The sequence below is a fragment of the Phaeobacter inhibens DSM 16374 genome (genome assembly GCF_000473105.1).
Taxonomy (GTDB): Bacteria; Pseudomonadota; Alphaproteobacteria; order Rhodobacterales; family Rhodobacteraceae; genus Phaeobacter; species Phaeobacter inhibens.
This window is the reverse complement of sequence record NZ_KI421498.1, coordinates 2,725,089-2,748,453: the sequence shown is the minus strand read 5'-3', so window position 1 is coordinate 2,748,453 and position 23,365 is coordinate 2,725,089. Positions and strand designations below refer to the sequence as shown.

At 57.4% G+C, this 23,365-nt stretch carries 21 protein-coding genes; 7 read left to right on the top strand and 14 right to left on the bottom strand.

Going from position 1 to position 23,365, the window contains the following annotated elements; all coding sequences use genetic code 11:
* Nucleotides 1-4: 4 nt before the first annotated feature.
* Entirely contained in the window at nucleotides 5-1,192 is a 1,188-nt protein-coding gene (locus tag INHI_RS0116910; RefSeq protein ID WP_027248367.1) for a glycine C-acetyltransferase, read from the bottom strand.
* Between the two features lie 121 nt (nucleotides 1,193-1,313).
* A complete protein-coding gene (locus INHI_RS0116905; protein WP_014881477.1) occupies nucleotides 1,314-1,880 on the bottom strand; it encodes a helix-turn-helix domain-containing protein in 567 nt (188 codons plus the stop codon).
* 136 nt (nucleotides 1,881-2,016) lie between these two features.
* Here INHI_RS0116905 and INHI_RS0116900 point away from each other — a divergent pair, with 136 nt between their 5' ends.
* A complete protein-coding gene (locus INHI_RS0116900) occupies nucleotides 2,017-3,192 on the top strand; it encodes an acetyl-CoA C-acyltransferase family protein (protein ID WP_014881478.1) in 1,176 nt (391 codons plus the stop codon).
* A gap of 67 nt (nucleotides 3,193-3,259) precedes the next feature.
* On the opposite strand, the gene INHI_RS0116895 is transcribed toward INHI_RS0116900, so the two are convergent.
* The 6 genes from INHI_RS0116895 to INHI_RS0116870 all read right to left on the bottom strand — a co-directional run bounded on the left by INHI_RS0116895 (nucleotide 3,260) and on the right by INHI_RS0116870 (nucleotide 10,610).
* Complete coding sequence (locus INHI_RS0116895; protein ID WP_027248366.1) at nucleotides 3,260-4,435, bottom strand: ABC transporter permease; 1,176 nt, start codon at nucleotides 4,433-4,435, stop codon at nucleotides 3,260-3,262.
* Nucleotides 4,436-4,440: 5 nt separating this feature from the next.
* Nucleotides 4,441-5,712 (bottom strand): ABC transporter permease, encoded by a 1,272-nt coding sequence (locus INHI_RS0116890; protein WP_014876322.1) that lies wholly within the window; start codon nucleotides 5,710-5,712, stop codon nucleotides 4,441-4,443.
* A gap of 100 nt (nucleotides 5,713-5,812) precedes the next feature.
* Nucleotides 5,813-6,919: an extracellular solute-binding protein gene (locus INHI_RS0116885; RefSeq protein ID WP_027248365.1), complete on the bottom strand. Its 1,107-nt coding sequence runs from the start codon at nucleotides 6,917-6,919 to the stop codon at nucleotides 5,813-5,815.
* An 89-nt stretch (nucleotides 6,920-7,008) separates the two neighbouring features.
* Nucleotides 7,009-8,109 carry an ABC transporter ATP-binding protein gene (locus tag INHI_RS0116880; RefSeq protein ID WP_014881480.1) on the bottom strand — a complete coding sequence of 367 codons (1,101 nt, stop codon included), beginning with the start codon at nucleotides 8,107-8,109 and terminating at the stop codon, nucleotides 7,009-7,011.
* A 354-nt stretch (nucleotides 8,110-8,463) separates the two neighbouring features.
* Nucleotides 8,464-9,858: an aspartate aminotransferase family protein gene (locus INHI_RS0116875; protein WP_027248364.1), complete on the bottom strand. Its 1,395-nt coding sequence runs from the start codon at nucleotides 9,856-9,858 to the stop codon at nucleotides 8,464-8,466.
* A 65-nt stretch (nucleotides 9,859-9,923) separates the two neighbouring features.
* Nucleotides 9,924-10,610 carry a GntR family transcriptional regulator gene (locus INHI_RS0116870; protein ID WP_197422376.1) on the bottom strand — a complete coding sequence of 229 codons (687 nt, stop codon included), beginning with the start codon at nucleotides 10,608-10,610 and terminating at the stop codon, nucleotides 9,924-9,926.
* A 141-nt stretch (nucleotides 10,611-10,751) separates the two neighbouring features.
* On the opposite strand from INHI_RS0116870, the gene INHI_RS0116865 reads away from it, so the two are divergent.
* The 4 genes from INHI_RS0116865 (at nucleotide 10,752) to INHI_RS0116850 (ending at nucleotide 14,772) form a co-directional block, all read left to right on the top strand.
* Nucleotides 10,752-11,837, top strand: a complete 1,086-nt coding sequence (locus INHI_RS0116865; RefSeq protein ID WP_014876327.1) for a polyamine ABC transporter substrate-binding protein — start codon at nucleotides 10,752-10,754, stop codon at nucleotides 11,835-11,837.
* Nucleotides 11,838-11,951: 114 nt separating this feature from the next.
* The gene (locus INHI_RS0116860; RefSeq protein WP_014881483.1) at nucleotides 11,952-13,079 is read left to right on the top strand and encodes an ABC transporter ATP-binding protein; all 1,128 of its coding nucleotides are present in this window, start codon (nucleotides 11,952-11,954) and stop codon (nucleotides 13,077-13,079) included.
* A complete protein-coding gene (locus INHI_RS0116855) occupies nucleotides 13,079-13,960 on the top strand; it encodes an ABC transporter permease subunit (RefSeq protein WP_027248362.1) in 882 nt (293 codons plus the stop codon). Before INHI_RS0116860 ends, INHI_RS0116855 begins: the two co-directional genes overlap by 1 nt.
* Nucleotides 13,957-14,772 carry an ABC transporter permease gene (locus INHI_RS0116850; RefSeq protein WP_014881485.1) on the top strand — a complete coding sequence of 272 codons (816 nt, stop codon included), beginning with the start codon at nucleotides 13,957-13,959 and terminating at the stop codon, nucleotides 14,770-14,772. The genes INHI_RS0116855 and INHI_RS0116850 overlap by 4 nt, the downstream gene beginning before the upstream one ends.
* A gap of 3 nt (nucleotides 14,773-14,775) precedes the next feature.
* On the opposite strand, the gene INHI_RS0116845 is transcribed toward INHI_RS0116850, so the two are convergent.
* From INHI_RS0116845 to cysQ, 5 genes are all read right to left on the bottom strand, one after another.
* Entirely contained in the window at nucleotides 14,776-15,807 is a 1,032-nt protein-coding gene (locus tag INHI_RS0116845) for a glycosyltransferase family 2 protein (protein WP_036767140.1), read from the bottom strand.
* A gap of 31 nt (nucleotides 15,808-15,838) precedes the next feature.
* Nucleotides 15,839-16,822, bottom strand: a complete 984-nt coding sequence (gene galE / locus INHI_RS0116840; RefSeq protein WP_027248360.1) for a UDP-glucose 4-epimerase GalE — start codon at nucleotides 16,820-16,822, stop codon at nucleotides 15,839-15,841.
* A 97-nt stretch (nucleotides 16,823-16,919) separates the two neighbouring features.
* A complete protein-coding gene (gene galU / locus INHI_RS0116835; protein WP_014876333.1) occupies nucleotides 16,920-17,813 on the bottom strand; it encodes a UTP--glucose-1-phosphate uridylyltransferase GalU in 894 nt (297 codons plus the stop codon).
* Nucleotides 17,814-17,999: 186 nt separating this feature from the next.
* On the bottom strand, nucleotides 18,000-18,800 hold the full coding sequence (locus INHI_RS0116830) for a 3-deoxy-manno-octulosonate cytidylyltransferase (protein WP_014881488.1): 801 nt from the start codon (nucleotides 18,798-18,800) through the stop codon (nucleotides 18,000-18,002).
* Entirely contained in the window at nucleotides 18,800-19,597 is a 798-nt protein-coding gene (gene cysQ, locus INHI_RS0116825; RefSeq protein WP_014881489.1) for a 3'(2'),5'-bisphosphate nucleotidase CysQ, read from the bottom strand. The genes INHI_RS0116830 and cysQ overlap by 1 nt, the downstream gene beginning before the upstream one ends.
* 135 nt (nucleotides 19,598-19,732) lie before the next feature.
* On the opposite strand from cysQ, the gene INHI_RS0116820 reads away from it, so the two are divergent.
* A complete protein-coding gene (locus INHI_RS0116820) occupies nucleotides 19,733-20,554 on the top strand; it encodes an ABC transporter permease (RefSeq protein ID WP_014876336.1) in 822 nt (273 codons plus the stop codon).
* 20 nt (nucleotides 20,555-20,574) lie between these two features.
* Here the strand turns inward: INHI_RS0116820 and INHI_RS0116815 are convergent, their stop codons facing one another.
* Nucleotides 20,575-21,177, bottom strand: coding sequence for an alpha-ketoglutarate-dependent dioxygenase AlkB family protein (locus INHI_RS0116815; protein WP_027248359.1), 603 nt, complete (start codon nucleotides 21,175-21,177; stop codon nucleotides 20,575-20,577).
* A 212-nt stretch (nucleotides 21,178-21,389) separates the two neighbouring features.
* Here INHI_RS0116815 and dnaK point away from each other — a divergent pair, with 212 nt between their 5' ends.
* Nucleotides 21,390-23,309 (top strand): molecular chaperone DnaK, encoded by a 1,920-nt coding sequence (gene dnaK / locus INHI_RS0116810; protein ID WP_014876338.1) that lies wholly within the window; start codon nucleotides 21,390-21,392, stop codon nucleotides 23,307-23,309.
* The last annotated feature ends 56 nt before the right edge of the window (nucleotides 23,310-23,365 follow it).

The following is a 23,365-nucleotide window of genomic DNA, read 5'->3' as shown; positions in this document are numbered from 1 at the left end:
CGGCTCATGACAGAATTCCCAGTTCCTTGCCCACTTTGCCAAAAGCGGCCAATGCGCGGTCCAGCTCATCTCGCGTCAGCGCCGCATTCATCTGAGTGCGAATGCGGGCCTGACCACGCGGCACCACCGGGAAAAAGAAACCGGAGACATAGACACCTTCATCGAATAGCCGGGATGCCATGTCCTGCGCCAGCTGTGCTTCGCCCAGCATCACCGGAATGATCGGGTGCTCACCCGGCAAGAGATCGAATCCAAGCTTCTCCAGCCCAGCGCGCCAATATTTCGCATTCTCGAACAGCTGGGCGCGTGAGCCGTTGCCTTCCTCCACCAGCCGGATTGCCTCCAGCCCGGCAGCGACAATCGATGGCGGCAGCGAATTGGAGAACAAATAGGGCCGCGCCCGCTGCCGCAGGAGGTCGATCACTGGCTGCGGCCCGGCGATGTAACCGCCGATAGCCCCCCCAAGTGCTTTGCCCAATGTTCCGGTGACGATATCCACGTCCACCCCGAAGTGCTCCGGCGTGCCTGCGCCAGTGGCCCCCATGAAGCCGGTTGCGTGGCAGTCATCCACCATCACGATGGCATCGTATTTGTCCGCCAGCGCCCGGATTTCCGGCAGCTTCGCCAGATAGCCATCCATCGAGAACACGCCGTCGGTGGCGATCATGATATGCCGCGCCCCGTCCTCACGTGCCTGTTTCAGCCAGGCCTCCAGGTCGTTCATGTCGCTGTTCAGGTAACGGTAGCGCTTGGCCTTGCACAGCCGGATGCCGTCGATGATCGACGCATGGTTCAGGCTGTCAGAGATGATCGCATCCTCCGGCCCCAACAGCGGCTCAAACAACCCGCCATTCGCATCGAAACAGGCAGCAAACAGAATCGCGTCATCCTTACCGAGAAACTTCGCCAGACGTTGCTCCAGCTCACGGTGGATATCCTGTGTGCCACAGATGAAGCGGACAGAGGCCATGCCAAAACCCTTATCATCCATCACACCACGCGCGGCAGCGATCAGATCGGGATGATCTGCCAAGCCGAGGTAATTGTTGGCACAAAGGTTGATGACTGCTGCATCTCCAACCCTGATCTCGCCCCCCTGAGGGGAGGTGATCATTCGTTCCCGCTTGTAGAGACCATCGGCTTTGATCTCTTCCAGGGTCTTGGAGATGTCGGTCAGAAAATCAGTGGACATGCGGGAACTCCTTCTCTTTCGAGTCGAGGTTCTATCATAACGGATTAATTTCCGGAATAGGGGATTTCAGGATAACGGAGATATATCCGTCAAAATGGACAAGCCGGACGATAGACCTCCGTCACGCGTTCTTCACGATCAGGAAAACGCGGGCCGCGCCTCCCAATGCTGCAATGGAATGGGTCACATCTGCGGCATATCGTGCGGTATCTCCTGCATGCAGCCGATCTGTGGCGCTGCCAGAGGTGAGCGCCACGGCCCCTTCCAGCACGGTTACATGTTCAACTGTACCCCGCCCGTGCGGCTGACTGTTCAGCGCACCACCATCCTTGAGGCGGATATCGTAGACCTCGTGCCCACCGGCGTCTTCCGGCGGGGATAGAATGCGGATGAGGCATCCCTCGCCCATATTCTCAATCGAAGGGACATCGCCATCGCGCAGGATTTCAATACTGTCCTGCGCCTCATTGCTGTCCAGGAGCCCGGCAAAATCAACCTGTAGTGCGCGCGTCAAATTCCAAAGGGTCGCAATTGTAGGTGAGCTTTCTCCGCGTTCGATCTGGCTTACCATAGAGCGGCTGACACCAGAGAGATTGGCCACCGCCTCAAGGCTGAGGCCCTGGGCCCGGCGCGCCTCTTTCAGGCGGGCAGGCAACAGGGTCAGGATATCGTCTACATGTTCCGTCATGACGGAATCACTGCGCCTTTACGACCTATTTGTCAAACAGACGCCATGACACGGAAGTCATGTTTTGACGGCACGTTCCGCAGGACAGGCCATGCTGCATCTGCATACTCTGCGCCAAACCTATGAGGAGAGAGAGATGACCGATATCGTGATCCTGGATGGCGCCCGTACCGCCATTGGCACCTTTGGCGGGTCGCTTGCCGGCACCACGCCGATTGATCTGGCAACCGTGGCCTCCAAGGCCGCAATGGAACGCTCCGGCGTTGCGCCGGAACAGATCGGCAATGTGGTATTTGGCCATGTGATCAACACCGAACCCCGCGACATGTACCTGAGCCGGGTGGCGGCGATGCAGGCTGGCATCCCCAATGGTACGCCGGCAATGAACGTGAACCGGCTTTGTGGGTCTGGCGCACAGGCGATTGTCTCCGGCATCCAGTCACTGATGCTGGGGGATGCGGAATTTGCCCTTACCGGTGGCGCCGAAAACATGTCGCGCAGCCCCTTCATCGTGCCAAGCGCACGCTGGGGTCAGAAAATGGGTGATGCGCGGGCACTGGACATGATGCTGGGCGCGCTGAACTGCCCGTTCGGAACCGGCCACATGGGGGTGACCGCCGAAAACGTCGCGGATGAACATGACATTACCCGCGCCCAGATGGATGAATTTGCCCTCGCCAGCCAGACCCGCGCTGCCGCAGCGATCGAGGCCGGATATTTCGCCAGCCAGATCACCCCGGTTGAAGTGAAGGTAAAGCGGGACATGGTGCCGTTTGACGTAGACGAACATCCCAAAGCCAGCACGCTAGAGACACTGGGCGGGCTGAAAGCTGTGTTCAAGAAAGACGGCCGCGTCACGGCCGGCAATGCCAGCGGTATCAACGACGGCGCGGCTGCCATCGTTATGGCCACGGCCGACGCAGCGCGGCAGGCCGGGCTGAAACCCAAAGCGCGCATTTTGGGCTACGCGCACGCCGGTGTCCGCCCCGAGGTCATGGGCATTGGCCCGGTTCCCGCAGTACAGAACCTTCTGAAGAAAACCGGGCTGTCGGCCTCCGATTTTGACGTCGTCGAATCAAACGAAGCCTTTGCGGCGCAGGCACTTGCGGTGAACAAGGAACTGGGGCTCGATCCTGCGAAAGTGAACCCGAACGGCGGCGCGATTGCGCTTGGCCATCCCGTAGGTGCGACTGGTGCAATCATCACGCTGAAGACACTTTATGAATTGGAGCGCATCGGTGGCTCCAAAGGGCTCATCACCATGTGCATCGGTGGCGGTCAGGGCATTGCCTTGGCAATCGAACGTCTCTGATCCCAGCCCCCGAAACGCAAAAGGCCCCGGTTTTCACCGGGGCCTTTTTCATTGGATAACATATGTCTTAGCTCGGGCTCATCCCGCGCAAACGTTCGGAACGACGGCGCAGCATCTCGACCACTGTCAAGAGACAGATCGAGACCACAACAAGAATGGTCGCCACCGCCAGAATAGTGGGGGAAATCTGTTCGCGCAGGCCGATAAACATCTGCCAGGGCAGCGTCTTCTGACCAGCCGAACCGACAAACAACACAACCACAACCTCATCAAACGAGGTGATGAAGGCAAACAGGCCGCCGGAAATCACACCGGGCAGGATCAGTGGCATCTGCACACGGAAGAAGGTGGTCACAGGACCAGCCCCCATATTCGCCGCAGCCCGTGTGAGCGAGCGATCAAAGCCAACCAGCGTCGCAGTCACTGTGATGATCACGAAGGGGATCCCCAATGCCGCATGGGCCAGAACCACGCCAAAATATGTCCCCTGCAGGCCGATCCGGCTGTAGAAGAAATACATACCCGCAGCCGAAATGATCAGTGGTACGATCATGGGCGAAATCAGAATTGCCATGATGGCGCGACGGAACGGCACATGCGGCTGACTGAGGCCAATCGCAGCGAGGGTACCAAAGCCAACCGACAGGATTGTCGCCATCGGTGCGATCTTGATGGAGTTCCACATCGCCTGCTGCCAATCCGCATTGGTGAAGAAATCGCGGTAATGTTTCAGCGAATATCCTTCAGGATCGAAGCGGATCATTTCCGGCGTGAAGGTGAAGAAGTCCTGTGCATTGAACGACAGCGGCATCACCACCAGAATCGGCGTAATCAAGAAGATGAAGATCGCCCCACAAATCACCCGGAACGTATAGTGCCACAGCACCTGCCCCGGAGTGAGATATGGCGCCAGATGCACGCGGTAGCGCGAGGTCGAGAGCCAGAAAATGAACCAGCCGACAAAAGCGCCGAACAGCAACCCCATCACGGCTGCCGGCAGACCGCCCATTACGAAGCCCGCAACAGCAAAGGCTGCGATCAAGACCCAGCGGATCAACCGCTCCTGATCACGCATCCCCGCAAGGGCAAATCCGAGTCCACCGACAAGAGCTGCGCCAATCAGAACTCCGAGAAGCCCGGAGCCTTGGGCGGTCCCCACGAAGAGGCCGAAGAAGGCCCCGGCAGCAGCCGCAACAAGCGCGACAAAACCGGGCGTTTGGTTTTCAACAGGTGTCAAAGCCATGTGTCTTATCCCAGTTTCACGTTGTCGATGCCGACAATCTTGTCATAGGCCCAGTAGAGCGCGAGGACGACGACCAGCAGAATACTGCCAAGTGCCGCAGCAAGACCCCAGTTGAGCGATTGCGAGATGTGGAAGGCAATCCGGTTGGAGATGAAGACACCTTTGGTGCCGCCAACCAGTTCCGGCGTAATGTAGTAGCCAATCGCCAGAATGAAGACGAGGATCGACCCCGCACCGATACCCGGCACCGACTGCGGGAAATAGACCCGCCAGAAGGCTGTCCAATTGGTCGCGCCAAGGGATTTGGCCGCGCGCAGATAGGAAGGGTTAATCGTCTGCATCACAGAGTACATCGGCAGGATCATGAACGGCAGCAGGATGTGGGTCATCGCCACAATCGTACCGAATTGGTTGTTGATCATGACTAGGCGCGCATCATCTGCGACCAACCCCAACCAAACCAGCGTATCATTGATAACACCTTGTTGCTGCAACATGACTTTCCAGGCGGAGGTCCGCACCAGCAACGATGTCCAGAACGGCAACAGCACCAGGATCATCAACAAGTTTGCAGTGCGCGACGGCAAGTTGGCCAGAATCCAAGCCACAGGATAGCCCAGAACAATACAGCTCACAGTGATCGCCAGCGACATGATCAGGGTGCGCAGGAAAAGCGTACCATAGATGCGTTCGTTTTCCGGTCGCAGCTCAGCCCCTTCAGCACCTTTCTGGAAGTCGGCAGCATTCAGGAAGTAACCGTTGGTATAGGCCCCGGAATAGGTCTGAATGGTGCGCCAGACCTCCGGGTCAGCCCAATCTTCATCGATTTTGATGAACTGCTCCCTGAATGGACCATCCTCAGCCAGATCCCAACGTTTGACCTTGCGCCCAGCCTTGCGGAAGAGTGAGGAAATGCCCGGATTTTCGTAGTTCAGACGCGAGCCTACACGGGTATGAGTCTTTTCCTGCGCGGCAACCTGAAGATCAGCAGCTAGCGCCGCGAATATCGCCTCATCCGGCGTCTCGCCCGAATTTGCATCCCAGTCTTTGAGCGCAACCACGGTCTTGGGTAGGGTATCAGAGACGATCTTATTCTCAACCGAGCGGAACAACATGTCGGCAATCGGGAGAATGAAGGTCAGAAGAACAAACAGCAGAAGCGGCGCGATCAACATCAGGGCGCGAATTTTCTGCATCCGGAGAGCTCGGGCCAGGCTACGCTTCAGCGGCGTGCCATCGGCGGCCAGGACCGGTCCGGTGTGGGTGGTATCGCTCATGGGTAGGAGCCCCCGTCGGAATTTTTTGTTGGTGGAGAAAGGGCCGTGCGCCAGGCACACAGCCCTTTCCCGATGATGTCAGTCTCTGTTCAGGAACAGATTACTTGGCCAGCCATGCCTGGAATTTTGCATCCAGATCATCACGGTTATCGGCCCACCATTCGTAGTCATAGACATGCACGTTGCCAGCATTTGCCGGATCGGTTGGCATGTGCGGCGCCATGTCGATACCCAGAATGGCGTGCTTACCAACCAGCGGTGCAGACGACGCACGCGCCGGACCATAGGAGATGAATTTCGCCTGATCAGCCAGACGCTGGGTGTCGGTGGCGAACTTCAGGAAGTCCATCACGCGAGCCTTGCGATCTTCGGGCAGGTCAGCAGGAACAATCCAGCCGTCGAGGTCAAAGGACTGCATATCCCACAGCATGTCGATTGGCTGGTTCTGCTCAGCGATGGCCGAGAACAGACGGCCGTTGAAGGTCGAGCCCATGACGACTTCACCGTCGGCCAGCAGCTGAGGCGTTTCTGCACCAGCGGTCCACCAGACAACCTGATCCTTGATGCTGTCCAGCTTGGCCAGCGCGCGCTCCACACCTTCATCGGTGCTCAGCACGTCATAGATCTCATCCTTGGCGACGCCATCGCAGTACAGAGCCCATTCGACGTTGTCGATCGGACGCTTCTGCAGGGCGCGCTTGCCGGGATACTTTGCAGTGTCAAAGATATCGCAGATGGAGGATGGCGGGGTGTCACCCACTTTGTCCATGCGATAGCCGAAAGTGGTCGAATAAACGATCTGCGGTACAAAGCAGTCGCTCACGATCAGCTCGCCGAAGTCTTCGCTTGCGGGGGTGCCGTCAGGCGCCGCAGCCAGCACTTCGTCGTGATCCAGCTCAGCGGCCAGGCCTTCGTCACACATGCGCATGGCGTCGGAGGCAACCACATCGACCAGATCCCAGGTCACATTGCCAGCTTCGGTCATAGCGCGCATTTTTGCGGTCGCTTCGGCCGAGCTTTCGTCCCAGATCACTTTCAGATCAGGGTGCATTTCCTGATAGGGAACGACATATGCCTTCAGCTGGCTTTCCTGATAGGCGCCGCCCCAGGACACGATGGTCATTTCGTTGGCCATATCGGCGGCCATCGCCATCGGCGCACACAACGCCGTGGTGGCCGCCAGGGCAGTCAGTTTGGTGAGTTTCATAGACACTCTACTCCTTGTTGAAATTATTATTTGTCTGGATCGTCGCCCCCCGGTCGTTCACTGCCGGGGGTTCGGGCACGCGTGGAGGCTTAGGCGTCCAACGCGCGGCAATCTTCAGGCAACCAGCCGATTTCGATCTGCTGGCCAGGCTTCAGCCGTTCCTGATCAGGGGCGTTGCGGGTTTTGATGATGAACTCATCATTGCCGGCAACCCGCAAGCGAGTGCGGAAAATATCGCCCATGTAGATGAATTCCAGCACTTCCGCCTTCAGCGTATGAGCGCCTTCCTGCATCCGGTCCTTATTGTATTCGACACGTTCAGGACGGATCGAAACGCGGGTCCGTTCACCTGGCTTGGACACGTTGATTGGTTTGCAGTCGATCAGCTCGCCATCGTCCAGCTGCACCAGCGCGATGCCGTTGTTGACCTCTTTGACAGTGCCTTCCAGCGTGTTGTTCTCGCCAATGAACTGCGCAACGAAACTGTTGGACGGCTCTTCATACAACTGATCCGGCGGCGCCAGCTGCTGGATGCGGCCGTCGTTGAATACAGCGACGCGATCCGACATGGTCAGCGCTTCGGTCTGGTCGTGCGTCACGTAAACCGTAGTGATGCCCAGTTGATGTGCCAGATGGGTGATTTCGAACTGCATCTTTTCCCGCAGCTGCTTATCCAGTGCACCAAGCGGTTCGTCCATCAGAACCAGTTCAGGCTCAAACACCAGCGCCCGTGCCAGGGCAACCCGCTGCTGCTGACCACCGGACAATTGGGCCGGTCGACGCCCTCCGAAGGCCCCCATTTCCACCATATCAAGCGCGCGCTTCACCTTCTGCTCACGCTCGGATTTACCCATGCTACGAACCTCCAGCGGAAAGCTGAGGTTTTCGGCAATAGTCATATGGGGGAACAGCGCGTAGTTCTGAAACACCATCCCGATGCCGCGCTTGTGGGGTGGGATATTGTTGATCGAGATACCGCCCAGCCGGATATCACCATGGGTTGCTGTCTCAAACCCCGCCAGCATCATCAGACAGGTTGTCTTACCCGAACCGGACGGGCCCAACATTGTCAAAAATTCACCTTTCGGCATGGTGAGGTTCAGATCTTTGACAACGAGGTTCTCGCCGTCATAACTCTTCTGGACGCGTTCGAATTCAACGAACGCGCTCGTGTTTGACGCATCAGCCAAGTGAGGCTCCCTGGTTTGGTTCGGCAGATTGGCTCTGCACTTCTGTCGCGATGTAAGCACACCCAAGCGTTGGTGCGCAACCGGATCATCCGGATCATCTCTGCAATTTACCTTAGGGCCGATAGTTCGGTTAACGGTACGTATTACGACGAACGAGTGCTGAAAAGCGACAATTTTCCAGACCCGGATCAAATAGAAAATCCATTCGCACACGCGATGATTGAACGCAGCAAACCGTTACCGGAAACACTTCAAGAGGCGAATTTGACCGCCCGAAACGGATTCGCAAACGCAAGAAAGACGCCAGTACCGAGCTGGAACTGGCGCCTTCTTTGGTCAGCGGAAAGCCTGATGTCAGGCGCTTCGCAGCATGTCCTGATCCTGCAAGGCCGCATAGCATTCATCAAGGGACTGACGCGCCCGCGCAATAAGGGTATCGATCTCCTCCGGTGTGATGACCAGCGGTGGCGAAATAATCATCCGGTCGCCGACATGGCGCATCACCAGATTGTTGGCGAAACAACGCTCGCGACAGATATAGCCGACGGTGCCACCCTCGGCGGCGAAGCCCGCACGTGTCGCCTTGTTCGGGGTCAGGGCAATGGACCCCATCATGCCGACAATCTTGGCCTCCCCCACCAGCGGATGATCTGCCAGCGCCTCCCATTTTTCCTTGAGATAGGGCGCGGCCACATCGCGCACATGGCCGATGATGTTTTCCTCTTCCAGGATACGCAGGTTTTCAAGCGCGACAGCAGCCGCCACCGGATGGCCCGAATAGGTGTATCCGTGATTGAATTCGCCGGAACCGATCACCGACGCGATCTCATCACTGACAATCGAGCCGCCAATCGGCGCATAGCCGGAGGACAGCCCCTTGGCGATTGTCATGATGTCGGGACGAATACCCACAGTCTGGCTACCAAACCAATTTCCAGTCCGCCCAAACCCGCAGATCACCTCGTCTGCAATCAGCAGGATCTCGTATTTGTCACAGATACGCTGGATTTCTGGCCAATAGGTTGCGGGTGGTACAATCACACCGCCAGCACCCTGCACAGGTTCAGCAATAAAGGCCGCAACGCGATCTTCGCCCAGCTCAAGAATCGCCTGTTCCAGCTCTTGCGCCCGTGCAAGACCGAAATCTTCAGCCGACATATCGCCGCCTTCGGCCCACCAATTCGGTTGATTGATATGATGGATATCCGGAATCGGCAGACCACCCTGCTCATGCATCGCGGTCATGCCGCCGAGGCTACCACTGCCGACAGAGGACCCATGATAGCCATTTTTGCGGCTGATGATCACCGATTTTGTCGGCTTGCCCTTCATCGCCCAATAATGGCGTACCATCCGGATGTTGGTGTCATTAGCTTCAGATCCTGACCCGGCAAAAAACACATGGTTGAGCCCGTCCGGCGCCAGCTCAGCGATCTTCGCAGCCAGCGCGATAGCCGGTGCATGGGTGGTCTGAAAGAAGGTGTTGTAATAAGGCAGCTCACGCATCTGGCGCGCCGCGACATCCGCAAGTTCGTCACGGCCGTAGCCAATATTCACACACCAGAGGCCGGCCATGGCATCCAGGATCTCATTGCCCTCACTGTCTGTCAGTGTAACCCCGCGGGCGCGGGTGATGATCCGCGCGCCTTTTTCAGCCAACTCGCCATTGGCGGTAAAAGGATGCATGTGATGGGCCGCGTCCAGCGCCTGAAGCTCGGCTGTGGGCAGGTGATTTGTAATCGCAGTCATAAGGCAGACTCCTGAAAGAAGAGATTGCCCCCAGAATATGATCAAATTCCATCATGTCAATCGAATCAGCTGGCTTGTGTGAGACCCTGTCGCACCTGATCCATACCCTGGGCCACATCCCTTTCCATCGCCAACACCGCCAGATCTGCGTCCTTGCGATGCAGGGCCTCCAAGATATCCTTATGGCGATCAGGAAAGCTCTGGGTACCAAGCCGCCCGCAGACCACCCGCAGCGACGGGCCAAAGCGCAGCCAGAGCCGATCCGCAAGATCTGTGAGGATTGGCGCGTCAGCATGCGCATAGAGCCGCGTATGGAATTGGTAATTCTGCACCAGATAGCCCGCCACATCTCCCGCCGAGATCGCCTGATCCAAGGCTGTATCTATCACCTCCAAGGCCGCGATATCCGCTGGGGAGACCCGTTCTGTAGCCAATCTCGCAAGTTGGCATTCAATTGTTTTTCTTGCATAAATTAGCTCACTCAGGTCACTCTCGCGCAGCATTGGGACAGACACGCGGCGATTGCCCTGGAACACCAGCGCCCCATCAGAAATCAACCGCCTGATCGCCTCTCGAACAGGCGTCATGCCGGCACCCAGCGACTCGACCAGGCCCTGGATGGTCACCGCCTGGCCGGGCGCCAGATCGCCGAACAGGATCTGCCCGCGCAAGGTCTGATAGACGGTTTCATGCGCCGGCAGTTTCGCGGTCGGCTGACTGACGGATGATGCGTCTGGTTGGCTCAGGTTCACCTTCGGAATCCCTCCTAAATTTTGGGCAGCTTGCACCAAGTTTTCCCAGGTGAAAACATAAACAGTATTGCCGAATGAGGCAAAACTTGATCAAATCCTTACCAGCCGGGCACGGAAACCGGCACGCACAGGGAGATACTCATGACACTCAAGACGATGACATTGACCGCCATCGTGGCGCTGAGCAGTGCGGCCGCCGTCGCCGAAGAAGTTCGCGTTTACAACTGGTCCGACTATATCGATGAAGATCTGCTGGAGAAATTCGAAACCGAAACCGGCATTGATCTGATCTACGACGTTTTCGACAGCAATGAGTTGCTCGAAACCAAAATGCTGGCCGGCGGGTCCGGTTATGACGTTGTGGTTCCAACCGGGTCCTTCCTGGCGCGACAGATCCAGGCCGGCGCGTTCCAGAAACTGGATACAAGCAAACTGTCGAACGCAGGCAACATGTGGGACGTGATCGAGGATCGCACCGCCCGTTATGATCCCGACAATCTCTATTCAGTGAATTACATGTGGGGCACCACCGGTATTGGCGCCAATACGGCCAAGGTGGAGGAAGCGCTGGGGGCCGATGCACCGATCGACTCGCTTGAACTGGTATTCAACCCGGACAACATGGAGAAACTGGCCAATTGTGGCGTCTACTTCCTGGATGCTCCTGATGAGATGATTCCAGCGGCTTTGAAATATATTGGCGAAGATCCCAACAGCATGGACCCCGATGTGGTGGCCAAGGCTGAGCCAGTGCTGATGGCCATCCGCCCTTATGTGAAGAAATTCCACAGCTCCGAATATATCAACGCGTTGGCAAACGGTGATATCTGCGTGGCGTTTGGCTGGTCTGGTGACATCCTGCAGGCGCGTGACCGTGCTGACGAGGCCGACAACGGTGTGGAAATCGTCTTCAACGCCCCCAAGGAAGGCGCTCTGATGTGGTTCGACCAGATGGCGATCCCGGTTGATGCACCAAACCCGGAAGGCGCGCATAAGTTCCTGAACTTCATCATGGAAGCCGAGAATATGGCGGCGGCCTCCAACTACGTTTATTATGCCAATGGCAACAAGGCGAGCCAGGAGTTCCTTGAGGAAGATGTGATCGGCGATCCCGCGATCTACCCAAGCGAGGAAACCCTTAAAAACCTCTACATCAAAGAAGCCTATCCGCCCAAGGTACAGCGTAAGGCCACCCGCATGTGGACCAAGATCAAGTCCGGGACTTGATCCGACACTGTTGATCACGCGGGGCATGATATCTGCCCCGCGTTTTACCTTTTGGGGACGTCGGCAGCTGTTCCACGCCCGTCCCACAACCTGCGTCTATTACTGGGGGCTCACGTGACCATTCCTGTTTTTGAACCCTGGAACGATCCAGAGGCCAAGCCCCTGATCCAATTCCAGAATGTCACCAAACGTTTTGGTGAGTTCACCGCCATCGACGATCTTACGCTCGGGATTTATGAGAAAGAATTCTTTGCTCTGCTTGGCCCGTCAGGCTGTGGCAAAACAACAATGATGCGGATGCTTGCAGGGTTTGAGACCCCAACCGAAGGTAAGATTTTCCTGTCAGGTCAGGACATTGCCCCGGTGCCGCCGAACAAGCGACTGGTGAATATGATGTTCCAGTCCTACGCGCTGTTTCCGCATCTGAGCGTCTGGGACAATATCGCCTTTGGGCTGAAGCGCGAAAACAAGCCCAAGCATGACATCGCCGAACGGGTGCAGGAAATGCTGCGACTGACCCGACTTGAGAAATTCGCCCGCCGCAAACCACACCAGATCTCTGGCGGCCAACGCCAGCGGGTTGCCTTGGCCCGGTCGCTGGCCAAAGCTCCGAAACTGCTTCTGCTGGATGAACCACTCGGCGCGCTCGACAAGAAGCTGCGCCAGGATACTCAGTTTGAACTGATGGATATTCAGGAAAAAACCGGCACCACTTTTGTGATTGTCACCCATGATCAGGAAGAAGCAATGACTGTCGCCTCCCGCGTGGCGGTGATGGACAATGGCCGGATCGTGCAAGTGGCCACACCAGACCGGATCTATGAGACCCCAAATTCACTATATGTTGCGGATTTCATTGGCGATGTGAACATCATCGGCGGCACCGCCACCCCCACCGGCCCCGAACAATATGCAGTCAACTGGAAAGACGGCGCCGCCCCGCTCACAGTCAAAAGCCAGGCATCCTTCTCCGACGGGCAGGAGTGTCATCTGGCGATCCGCCCGGAGAAGGTCACGATCAGCGCCGAGCGCCCGGCGGAGGCTGACAACACCGTGCAGGGGCGCATTCTGGATATCGCCTACCTTGGCAATATCTCCACTTATCACGTTGAGCTGCCCTCCGGCGCGGTGATCAAGGCGCAGGCCGCTAATACCCGCCGCATTGCGCGTCGCGCCTTTACCTGGGAAGACCCGGTCTGGCTGTCTTGGACAGCCACGGCCGGTGTTCTGCTGGCGAACTGATGCGCCGCTTTTTCCTGATCGCTATCCCCTATGCCTGGCTATTGGCGCTGTTTCTTGTGCCTTTCGCCATCGTCTTCAAAATCTCGCTGTCGGATGCCGCCGTTGCGCGCCCACCCTATATGCCACAGTTCGACTGGGTCACTGGTATCGGCGCCTTCCTTTCGGATCTGGATTTTGAGAATTTCACTTGGTTGACCGAAGATGATCTCTACTGGAAAGCCTATCTCAGCTCGCTGCGCATTGCGGTGGTATCGACAGTTCTGACGTTGCTGGTCGGCTATCCGATGGCCTACGGCATGGCGCGCGCGCCTTCGGAATGGCGCCCAACGCTGATGATGCTGGTGATCCTGCCGTTCTGGACCAGCTTTCTGATCCGGGTCTATGCGTGGATGGGAATCCTGTCGAACGAAGGCCTTTTGAATCAGTTCCTGATATGGGCTGGGCTGATTGATACACCGCTGACAATCCTGAACACCAATACAGCTGTCTATATCGGCATCGTCTACACCTATCTGCCCTTTATGATTCTGCCGATCTACTCCGCTTTGGAACGGCTGGATGGCTCGCTCATTGAGGCCGCCGAAGATCTGGGTTGCTCGCGTATGGAGGCCTTCTGGCTGGTCACCATTCCACTTTCGCGCGCAGGTATTATCGCGGGCTGTTTCCTCGTCTTCATTCCGACGCTGGGCGAATTCGTGATCCCATCACTGCTGGGTGGATCTGATACGCTGATGATCGGCAAGGTGCTGTGGGAAGAGTTCTTCTCAAACCGTGACTGGCCAGTGGCCTCAGCGGTGGCGGTTGTGCTGCTTCTGATCCTGATCGTGCCTATCGTGCTGTTCCAGCGCAACCAGCAGAAACAACAGGAGGCGGACCAATGACCCGATTGAGCTGGTTCAACACGGTTTCGCTGACACTGGGGTTTGCGTTTCTTTATATCCCGATGGTGATCCTGATCATCTTCAGCTTCAATGAGAGCAAACTGGTCACCGTCTGGGCGGGGTTCTCCGTCAAATGGTACGGTGAACTGCTGCAGAATGAGGCGTTTCTGAATGCGGCCTGGGTGACGCTGAAGGTGGCGGTAATGTCCTCAACCATCGCAACGGTTCTGGGCACCATGGCCGCCTATGTCCTGGTGCGCGGGGGGCGTTTCCTAGGCCGCACGCTATTTTCAGGGATGATCTATGCGCCGCTGGTTATGCCAGAGGTGATCACCGGCCTGTCGCTACTGCTTCTATTCATCGGCATCGGTCTGGATCGCGGAGTGATGACCATCGTGCTGGCGCATACGACCTTTTCGATGTGCTATGTTTCGGTTGTCGTTTCCTCGCGGCTGGTGACCTTTGACCGCTCGCTGGAGGAGGCTGCGCTTGATCTTGGCTGCTCGGCGGCTGAGGCATTCCGCCTCGTGACGCTACCGATCATCGCACCTGCAGTCATCTCCGGCTGGCTCTTGGCCTTTACCCTATCGCTGGACGATCTGGTGATCGCGTCATTCACGTCCGGTCCGGCCGCAACGACTCTGCCGATCAAGATTTTTTCAGCCGTGCGTCTGGGCGTCAGCCCAGAGATCAACGCACTTTCCACGATTATGATCGCCATTGTAACGCTCGGCGTGGTCACCGCCTCGCTGGTCACAAAACGCCAACTGGTACGCCAGCGCCGCGACGAGCAAAACGCCGAACGCAGCTAAACATTAGCCCGCGTCCCAATCCGGGGCGCGGGCCAGCCCCAGCGCCTCAAGCTGATCTGGCCCCACGTAACGCAGTGCCTTATCGTGCCATAGGTCCGGCCCCGCCGCCAACTGATCGTAGTAGTTTTCGAATTGATGCGGCTGACTGAAGTGCTGACCGCGTTGTTTTTCTATCCTCGCTTTTTCCGCGATCTCAGGCAGGAATTTGCTGTGCAGAAGCACTCCGGATGGCATCCCCCCACCCGGTCCATCGTACAGCGCATTCAGCCATCGCGGCAGCGCCGCATGGGTAGAATTGGTATAGGCGTAGCGGCGATCCCATTTGATCAAAGGGATTTTGTTCAACGTCGGTGCTCGCTGCGGTTCAGCAGCAAAAAACACCCGCTCCCGCGTGCCGCCCTGCACCCACAGATTGCCGCGCGGTGCCTGACGCGTGCTGCGATAAGGATCTGGATCGAACCACGGCAACACAGTGCGGGGATCATCGCCGGGGGAATAGCTCACCTTTCCCAGCGGTCCCCTGGGGAAAAGATCCAGCATCAGTGCGCCAAAGCCCACCCTGCCCTGACGGTCCAGCCAATGGGTCAGGCCACGCAAACCATGTTGCGCATCGCCGCCGAACACCAGCAATTCGTCTGTATCAACACTTAGGCACCAGCGGCGGTGACCATGGCGGATCTGCAGCCAGGTCGCCCAATCCAGACCGAACCGCGCAACGCGGTAGCTGGCGCCAGTCTGCCAGAGCGAAACATCCGGCTGCGTGGCAAGATATTCCGCGCACCCATCATCACTGCCATTGTCGACGATCAAAAAGTGATCAACACCCAACTCACGGTAGAACTGCAGGAAAAAGGGGATCCGGGTCGCCTCATTTCGCAGAACGGTGATGGCGATCAAAGCATCCTTTGCCAGGATGGCGGTATGATCCGTCACCCTGCGCAGTTGATGACGCGCCCGAAATGCCCGCCAGAGCAGCTGACGGCGCTGCCATCTCAACCGATAGGCCGCCGCCAGTGAAATCTCTGGCAGCGGCATAGAACCCGGAGCCAAAACAGGCCCCGTCACCCTAACGCTCGTATGCGCCGGCATTGTGCCAGCCCCAGGCATCCGCAATCATCGTCTCAAGGTCGGACCGCGTTGGTTCCCAGCCCAGCAGTGTCGCTGCACGCACAGAGCCCGAGACCAATTTGGTACAATCCCCGGCGCGCCGTGGCCCGATAGAATGCGGCACCGATTTGCCGGTAGTCGCTTCGGCCTTGTCCATCACTTCGCGCACCGAGAACCCGGTGCCTGTCCCCAGATTGAAGACCTGACTGCCTTTGCCATCCTTCAGCCAGTTGAGGCCCAGAACATGGGCATCAACCAGGTCGCAAACATGCACGTAGTCGCGCACACAGGTACCATCCGGCGTGTCATAATCGGTTCCGAAAATGGTCAGCGCATCGCGTTTGCCGTCAATCGCATCCAGAACCAGCGGCACCAGATGGGTCTCGGGACGATGGAATTCACCCACCTCAGCCTCGGGATCCGCACCCGCCACGTTGAAATAGCGGAAAATCACCGATCGCAGCCCATGCGACGCACCAAAGTCGCGCAAAATATCCTCCACCGCACGTTTGGAGGCGCCATAGGCATTCAAAGGCACCTGCGGCGTGCTTTCGTCCAGCACCACATTGTCATGCTCCCCGTAGGTGGCGCAGGTGGAAGAAAACACGAAATCAAGACAATCGGCCGCAACCGCAGCCTCAATCAGTGTTAGGGAGCCACCTACATTGTTGGCCCAGTAACGGCCAGGTTCGCTCATGGCTTCGCCGACCTGACTCAGCGCGGCAAAATGCATAACCGCCGCCGGCTGATATTTGGCAAAAACTTCGTCCAGTCGCGCGCGATCACTCAGATCCCCCTTCTCGAAGGGGCCGAATTTCACCGCGTCCTGCCAGCCCGTTACCAGATTGTCGTAGGTCACGGGCGTGAACCCAGCCGCGCGCAGCGCCTTGCAAGCGTGGGAGCCGATGTAACCAGCCCCACCGGTCACCAGAATATGTGTCAAAGCAGCGTTTTCCTGATCAAAAGGCCGGACGTTGCTGCCCGGCCACCCAAAATTCACATGTCACCAATCTTCGCCAATCGCAGCAAAGTGGCAGGTATTATTGCGCCGCCTTATCGACCTGCGCAATCTGATTGATATAGCACATCAGATCATCACGGAGTTCCTCACGCGCCAGCGCGAAGGCAACCGTCGCCTGCAGGAAACCCGCCTTGGACCCGCAGTCAAATCGCTGACCACGGAACCGGTAGCCATAAACCGGCACATCAGCGGCGATGTCTTCCGCAATGGCATCCGTCAGTTGGATTTCACCGCCAGCGCCCTGTTTCTTCTTGTTCAGATTCCGCAGCACAGAAGGGGCCAGAATATAGCGGCCAATCACCGCAAGATTAGATGGCGCCTCTTCGGCTTTGGGCTTCTCAACCATGCCATTCACAGACACCACCGATCCCATATCATCGCGCACATCCAGCACCCCGTAGGATGATGTCTGCTCCGGGGGAACCTCCATGGCCGCAACCATATTGCCGCCGGTTTCTTCATAGGCTTCCACCATCTGCTTGAGACAGGGTGTTTCCGCCGCGATGACGTCATCGGGCAGGATCACGGCAAAGGGTTCATTGGCGATCAGACGGCGCGCGCACCAAACCGCGTGGCCAAGGCCTAGCGCCTGATGCTGACGAATATAGGCGATCGCGCCCGAATCCATATTGGTCGCCTTCAGGATATCCAGAAGGTCGTCCTTGCCCTTCTTCCGCAGCTCCTGTTCGAGCATGGGCGAGTGGTCAAAATAGTCCTCAAGCGCGCCTTTGCCGCGCGAGGTTACAAAGATGAATTCCTTGATCCCGGCCTCACGCGCCTCATCAATGGCGTATTGGACCAGCGGACGGTCCACCAGCGTCATGATTTCTTTGGGAACAGATTTGGTCGCCGGCAGGAACCGCGTTCCAAGACCGGCCACCGGAAAAATTGCCTTCGTTACTTTTCTACGCATTTCGCACTCTCATTGTCTATTTCTCAAACCGTTCTGATGCGGTTTGTCAGTGGTGGCCGATTTGGTGACAAAACCTGCCTTGAAAGGCCGGCTTAAGTATTCCGCAGGCAATTCAGAAAATATACCCCCAGTCACGTTTCGCTCACGACCTTCCCTAAGATGTTTCATTTTATCGACAATTCAGGCCTATTTGTGACCCATCTTTTCCATCATCGCCTCAATCAGCGGTACGTCTTCGGGGTTGTTCAGCTCCCAGAATTCACGTCCGCGCGCCTCAACCTCAACGCAGAGGATCTTGCGACCATTTTCAAGGAAGCGCAGCTGCTCCAGCCCCTCCAGCGTCTCCAGGGGACCGACAGGCCACCCTGGATAAGCACTGAGCGCGTCTGGCCGGTAGGCATAGACTCCGACGTGATGAAACACCGGGGTGTCTTGATCCGCCTCATAGGCCGTTGAAGTGAACGGCACCACTTCCTTTGAGAAGTAGAGCGCGTTGTTATCCCGCCCGAACACGGCGGTGGTGCCGCCGACGCGACCGGCCTTACGGTCTGCCAGCAGACTGTTCAGCGTCGCCCCGTCGCAACGCAACACCGGTGTTGCCAGCCCCTTGTCAGGGGCATCGCGCAGACCCGAGATCAGATCTTCAACAAACCAATGTGGCGTCAGCGGCGCGTCACCTTGCAGGTTCACGACTATATCGTACCCGCCCTCAAGCGTCGCCAGCGCTTCTGCACAACGCTCGGTCCCGTTGCCGCAGCTTTCGGAGGTCATAACCACCTCAGCGCCAAAGCCTGTGGCAGCCCCCCGAATCCGCTCATCATCGGTGGCCACCACAACACGATCGACACCATTGACGGCCATGGCAGCGCGCCAGGACCGTTCAATCAAGGTCTGGCTTTCTCCGCTGGCACCGGTCAGCGCAACAAGCGGTTTGCCGGGATAGCGTGTGGAGGCATAGCGGGCAGGGATGACAATCAGGACAGACATCAGGCTTTTTTCAACTCCACACCCGGCGCGTAGGCGATAAAGAAGGGGTTGGCATACCCCTCCTTGCCATAAGTGAGTGGGGCGTGGTCATCGAAACGCACCACTTGGCCACCTGCTCCACCCAGAACAGCATGACCGGCCGCAGTGTCCCATTCCATGGTGCGGCCAACCCGTGGATAAAGATCGGCTTCCCCGGTGGCGACCAGACAGAACTTCAACGAGGATCCCGCACTTTTACTGTCTTTCACAGCATATTTATTGATGTAGTCATCAGTCGCCTGATCGCGATGCGATTTGGAGGCAACCACCATCAGCGCATCATTATTGCTGTCTGCAACACGAATGGGCTTGATCTCTCCCATGGCTGCGGGATCAAAAGCGCCGGTTTCCTCAACCGCTGATCCGTCCGCCAAGGTGAAGAACATCCGCGACCGCGCCGGCGCATAGACCACACCACGGGTCGGCACACCTTTTTCAACCAGCGCGATATTGACGGTGAAGTCACCGCGGCGATGAATAAACTCCTTGGTTCCATCCAAGGGGTCAACGATCAGAAAAGTGTCGCCGCTCTTGCTATGCGAATCGGCCTGCTCTTCGGTCACCAGCATCACATCCGGAAATGCCGCCCGCAGCCCGGCAGAGATCAGCGCATCTGCGGCCTCATCGGCGGCAGTGACCGGGCTTTCGTCCGACTTCACCTTCACCTCGAATTCATCCGAGTTGTAGATCTCCATGATCTTCTCTCCGGCCTCGATCGCCAATCGGCGAATTACCGGAATAAGGTCATCATATGTCACAAACGCTCTCCCTGACCGGGTTTGGTTGATTACAGCAGTTGTCCCCCTTATGGTCGCGAGGAAAGGGAACAGCAAGATTTCCGTGGTAACGATAAGCAGAGTTTCACCTAAAGCAGGTCCGGACTAAGCGACATCATGTTCGAGCAACGCCACAAACGGTCTCGTCTCAGCAGCCTCATCGCCATGGGTGAGGTTGTCTTTCATTCCGTGGCGCGCAGTGTGCGCTCCAAACATAATAATGCTTTCATGGCTCTTGCGACCAATCTCATGCAGGCCGTGATGTTTGTCGTCGTGTTTTACGTGATGTTTTCCCTGCTCGGCCTGCGTGGTTCGGCCATTCGCGGCGATTTCCTGCTCTATGTGATGTCGGGCGTCTTTTTGTTCCTGACCCACACCAAGGCCGTTTCCGCCGTCGCCGGAGCAGAGGGGCCAAGCAGCCCGATGATGCAGCACGCTCCGATGAACACGATCGTCGCCATTCTGTCGGCGGCACTGGGATCACTGTATATTCAGGTGCTGTCGATGCTGATCATCCTGTTCGTCTATCACGTGGCGTTCACCCCAATTGAAATTGAGGAACCGATTGCGGCCTTTGGCATGGTGCTGCTCTCTTGGATAACCGGCGCTGCGGTAGGTTTGATCCTGCTGGTCATGAAACCTTGGTCGCCGGGGACTGTTGGCATCATCTCCACGATCTACCAAAGGGCCAATATGATCGCCTCGGGAAAGATGTTTCTAGCGAACACTCTGCCCAGCTTCATGCTGTCGATGTTCGACTGGAACCCGCTGTTTCATTGCATTGATCAGGCACGGGGGTTTGTGTTCATCAACTACAACCCCCATTTCAGCAACTGGCAATACGCCGGTTGGGTGGCACTCGTCCTGATCATGATTGGCTTGATGGGGGAGTTTTACACGCGCCGCCGTGCCTCGATCAGCTGGGGCGCAAAGCGCTGATCCACCAGGCAGACAGATATTTAGGTCACCACACGCAGCGTCAGATTGATCCGCCCGCCCTTCGGCAGCAGGCGTGAGGATTTGAACCGAATGCGATCAACCCCGTGATAGGTCAGCCGGGCATCCCCACCCATCACGACCACATCACCCGAGTTCAACCAGACAGTATCGGTCTTGCCCCCGCGCGATTGATTGCCAATCCGCAACAAACCGTCATCGCCTAGAGAGACTGACACCACCGGGTAGGAAAAATCCGCCTCATCCTTGTCCTGATGCAGCCCCATCCGGGCCCCTTCACCATAGTAATTAATCAGGCAACAATCCGGTTGTCGCTCCAACCCAGTGGTGACCCGCCAGATGTCCAGAATCTCTGATGGTATCTCAGGCCAGCGGCGCCCGGTCGGGTGGCGCTCTTCATAGCGGTATCCATCCCGGTCACTGAACCAGCCATAGGCCCCGGCTGATGTCATCCGCACTGACATCTTACCGCCACCGGGCACCTCAGGCGAAAACAGTGGTGCTGCGCGCAGAACGGGGCGCAGACACTCAATCAGCCGCTGCTGCCCATCCATATCCAGAAGGGGTTTTGTCAGCTCAAACCCCCGCAATCGCAACTTCATCATCACTGTTAGCCCGTTCTTAACCGCTCCCCTGTCAAAAACCGCTGTAATTCGCGAAACAGGACGCGATCTGGCGGTTGCAGGGGGCATTTGCGCTCCCTATATACGCCGGGAAGCGGTGAGGTGCAGACCAAACCGCAACTGAATCGGGGCCGGAATGCCAAAATGGGTTCAGACCTCGGGTAATCGCCTTAGAAAGTAAAAAGGGATCGAATATGAGCAAAGTTATCGGAATCGACCTCGGGACCACCAACTCCTGTGTGGCCATCATGGACGGCTCGCAGCCTCGCGTTATCGAAAACGCTGAGGGCGCCCGTACCACGCCGTCGATCGTAGCCTTCACCGACGATGAACGTCTGGTGGGCCAGCCGGCCAAACGTCAGGCCGTGACCAACCCGGACAATACCGTTTTTGGCGTCAAGCGCCTGATCGGTCGCCGGTTTGATGACAGCGATCTGGCCAAAGACAAGAAAAATCTGCCCTTCGCCGTGATCAACGGCGGCAACGGAGACGCATGGGTCGAAGCCAAGGGTGAGAAATACTCCCCTTCGCAGATCTCCGCCTTCATTCTGGGCAAGATGAAAGAGACCGCCGAATCCTATCTCGGCGAAGAAGTGACCCAGGCCGTCATCACCGTGCCTGCCTATTTCAACGACGCTCAGCGTCAGGCGACCAAGGACGCGGGCAAGATTGCCGGCCTTGAAGTGCTGCGCATCATCAACGAACCGACAGCTGCGGCCTTGGCCTACGGTCTGGACAAGGAAGAAACCCAAACCATCGCGGTCTATGACCTCGGCGGCGGTACTTTCGACGTGACCATTCTGGAAATCGATGACGGCCTGTTCGAGGTTAAGTCCACCAACGGTGACACGTTCCTTGGTGGTGAAGACTTCGACATGCGGATCGTCAACTACCTGGCAGATCAGTTCAAGAAAGAGCACGGCGTCGACCTGACCAAGGACAAAATGGCCCTGCAGCGTCTGAAAGAAGCCGCTGAAAAAGCCAAGATTGAGCTGTCCTCCTCCAGCCAGACCGAAATCAACCAGCCGTTCATCTCGATGGATCCGTCCTCGGGCCAACCGCTGCACATGGTTATGAAGCTGACCCGCGCCAAGCTGGAAAGCCTGGTCGGCGACCTGATCAAAGCTTCCATGAAGCCTTGTGCCGCTGCGCTGAAAGATGCGGGTCTCTCGGCATCTGACGTCGACGAGGTTGTTCTGGTCGGTGGTATGACCCGTATGCCCAAGGTTATCGAAGAGGTCAGCAAATTCTTCGGTAAGGAACCGCACAAGGGTGTGAACCCGGATGAGGTTGTTGCCATGGGTGCCGCCATTCAGGCCGGCGTTCTGCAGGGCGATGTGAAAGACGTTGTTCTGCTCGATGTGACGCCGCTGTCGCTGGGTATCGAAACCCTAGGTGGCGTGTTCACGCGTCTGATCGACCGTAACACCACCATCCCGACCAAGAAGAGCCAGGTCTTCTCCACTGCGGAAGACAACCAGAACGCCGTGACCATTCGCGTGTTCCAGGGTGAGCGTGAGATGGCGGCCGACAACAAGATGCTCGGCCAGTTCAACCTCGAAGACATCCCGCCCGCACCGCGTGGTATGCCGCAGATCGAAGTCACTTTTGACATCGACGCCAACGGCATCGTCTCGGTCGGCGCAAAGGACAAGGCGACTGGCAAAGAGCAGAATATCACCATCCAGGCCTCCGGTGGCCTGTCCGATGACGATATCGAAAAGATGGTCAAGGATGCCGAGGACAATGCCGAGGCGGACAAGGAACGCCGCGAGCTGATCGAAGCCAAGAACCAGGCCGAAAGCCTGATTCACTCCACTGAGAAATCGATGGAAGAGCATGGCGACAAGGTCGACCCGACCACCATCGAAGCCATCGAACTGGCGATTGCCGCACTGAAGGACGATCTCGAGAATGAGAAGTCCACCGCCGAGAAGATCAAATCCGGCGTTCAGAATGTCACCGAGGCTGCGATGAAGCTGGGTGAGGCGATCTACAAGTCGAGCCAGGAAGAGGCTGCGGATGAGCCGACCGCCGCAGATGACGCGGCAGGCCCCGGTGATGATGACATTGTCGATGCCGAATTCGAAGATCTGGACGACAACAAGCGTTAAGGTCTGATTTTGGCCAGAGCGGGCCGGTCCGAACTCCGGGCCGGCCCGCTTTCGTT